The organism is Rhizobium sp. PEPV16 (genome assembly GCF_008919455.1).
Classification (GTDB): Bacteria; Pseudomonadota; Alphaproteobacteria; order Rhizobiales; family Rhizobiaceae; genus Rhizobium; species Rhizobium leguminosarum_Q.
Genome location: NZ_VSZV01000293.1, coordinates 24,698 through 27,340 on the forward strand (window position 1 = coordinate 24,698; position 2,643 = coordinate 27,340).

At 62.3% G+C, this 2,643-nt stretch carries 2 protein-coding genes; both read right to left on the minus strand.

The window, feature by feature from the left end:
* The coding region (locus FY112_RS37765; protein WP_246700675.1) for a valine--tRNA ligase at nt 1-1,639 on the minus strand (1,639 nt) is incomplete at its 3' end.
* 115 nt (nt 1,640-1,754) lie between these two features.
* Nucleotides 1,755-2,624 carry a DUF2497 domain-containing protein gene (locus tag FY112_RS14465; RefSeq protein ID WP_131629432.1) on the minus strand — a complete coding sequence of 290 codons (870 nt, stop codon included), beginning with the start codon at nt 2,622-2,624 and terminating at the stop codon, nt 1,755-1,757.
* Between the last annotated feature and the right edge of the window lie 19 nt (nt 2,625-2,643).

Here is a 2,643-nt window from a genome sequence, read left to right on the forward strand (position 1 = left end):
CGAAGCCGGTGACGAGAACGTTGGTCGGGTAATAACGCGCCAGTTCGGGCGTCTCGTCCGGCCAGCCGAGCGTCGAGAAAGGCCAGAGTGCTGAGGAGAACCACGTGTCGAGCACGTCCTCGTCACGCGTCAGTATTTCGCCCGGCTTGAAGTTTTCAAGCAGGTCCTCGACATAGGCTTTCATCGGCCCCTCGTGCGAAAGGTAATGCTGGATCGCCGCCTGCAGCGCCTCTTCCTCGGTCTTTTCGACGAAGACCTGGCCGTCCGGGCCGTACCAGGCGGGGATCTGGTGACCCCACCAGAGCTGACGGGAGACACACCAGGGCTGGATGTTTTCCATCCATTCGTAATAGGTCTTGTCCCAGCTCTTCGGCACCATCCTGGTGCGACCTTCGCGGACCGAGGCTATCGCCGGTTCGGCGAGCGTCTTTGCATCGACGTACCACTGTTCGGTCAGCCGCGGTTCGATCGGCACGCCGCCGCGGTCGCCGTGCGGGACCATGTGCTTGTGCGGCTCGATCTTGTCGACGAGGCCCGCCTCTTCGAAAATCTCGACGATGACCTTGCGCGCATAGAAGCGGTCCTGCCCTTCCAGGCGGTCCCAGGCGCCGTGCAACGCCGCCGGATTGTCGAGACCTTCAAGAAAGTCCTCATTGTCCTTGATGGTGATCGTGCCGTCGCCGTTCATGATATTGATGACGCGAAGACCTGCGCGCTTGCCGACGTCGAAGTCGTTGAAATCGTGCGCGGGCGTAATCTTCACCGCGCCGGTGCCGGCAGCCGGATCGGCATAATCGTCAGCAACGATCGGAATTCTGCGGCCGACGATCGGCAGAATGACATGCTTGCCGACAATGCCCTGATAGCGTTCATCCTTCGGATTGACGGCAACACCGGTATCGCCCAGCATGGTCTCCGGGCGTGTCGTTGCGACGACCACATAATCGCGCGTCTCGAATTCGGTCGGCTTGCCTTCCTCATCGAATGCAATCGGGTATTGGTAGGTTACGCCCTTTTCCAGCGGATAGCGCAGGTGCCAGAGATTGCCCTTGACCTCGTGCTGCTCGACTTCGATATCGGAAATCGCCGTCAGCAGCTTCGGATCCCAATTGACCAGGCGCTTGTCCTTGTAGATCAGACCTTCCTTGTAGAGGGCGACGAAAACCTCGATAACCGCCTTCGACAGGCCCTCGTCCATGGTGAAACGTTCGCGCGACCAGTCGCATGACGCACCAAGACGCTTCAGCTGGTTGAAGATCAGGCCACCCGATTCCGCCTTCCACTCCCAAATCTTGTCGATGAAGGCTTCGCGGCCCATGTCGCGGCGGCCCGGCAGCTGCTGTTCCATCAGCTTGCGCTCGACGACCATCTGCGTGGCGATGCCGGCGTGGTCCATGCCCGGCTGCCAGAGCACGTCTTTGCCGCGCATGCGCTCGAAGCGCACCAGGATGTCCTGCAGCGTATTGTTCAGCGCATGACCCATGTGCAGCGAACCGGTGACATTCGGCGGCGGGATCACAATGGTGAAGGTCTCGGCGCCCGGCCTGGCGTTCGCGCCAGCGCGGAAAGCGTCCGCATCATCCCATATCGCGGCGATTTTCGGTTCGACGGCAGCGGAATCATAGGTCTTGTCGAGCATTTTCTGACCAATTTCGAGGTTCGAGGGTGGCGTTTGTAAATAGGATGGTCACGGCCAAGTCAATAAAAAAGCCGCCCCGGAGACCGGAGCGGCTTTTCAGGAAAAAGCAATCCGATCAGCGGCGCGGGCCGCGCGCCACGCGCTCGATTTCCTCGCGCACCAACCGCTCGACCAGTGTCGGCAGATTATCATCGAGCCATTCGCGCAGCATCGGGCGAAGCATGTCCTCAGCAATCTCGTCCAGCGAGCGGCGCTCGGCACCGTCGATCGCAGCGGCAAGCTCCTCGAAGGAGCGGCTGATCTGCAGGCCAGCGCCCTCCGAAAGCAGCGTCGGCTGGACCTCGTCCATAACGCTCGGCAGGAAACGCTCGGTCGACGACTGAGCGGGTTCCATGGCCGGCAGCGCTGTTTCGACGGCAGGCGCAGGCTCGGCGACGGCAAGCCTTTGCGTTTCGGTAAACATCGGCTCGGCCGGCTGCTGGATCGCAGCAGGCTGGATGGGCGCTGCGGCATCCGGGAAAACAGGCTGTGGTGGCTGCGGCTGCGGTGCCGCGGCGCGCGGCGGTTCCGGCATCACAGCCGGCTGCGGTTCGGGCTGACGGAAGCCGCTCGGAATTTCACGCAGGGCCTGACCGGCCTGCACGGCGCTGCGCTCGGAGGCGGCGCGCACGCGGGCGGCGACATCGGCAAGCGACAGAGCGCGGGCCGGCACTTCTGCTTCGGGGGCGGTGCCGGCCGAATTGGCGGCGACGAAACGCGGATCGGAGGAGCGCATGACCGGTTCGGGGAATTCCACGCCGGCATAGGTATCGTCGACCGTCAGATGAATTTCGGAGCCATTGTCATCCTCGTCGGCACCGTAGACCGGCGGCAGGGATGCGGAAATCGCCTTGCCGGCGCCGGGCTCATTGCTTTCGATGATCTGGCGGATGGACGCCAGAATTTCTTCCATGGACGGTTCACGCGCTACACTTGGCTGAGCCATATCTATCCCCGTTATTCCA

Coding starts and splice junctions, on each gene's coding strand:
- FY112_RS14465 (WP_131629432.1), bottom strand. CDS start 2,624: ATGGCTCAGCCAAGTGTAGCGCGTGAACCGTCCATGGAAGAAATTCTG.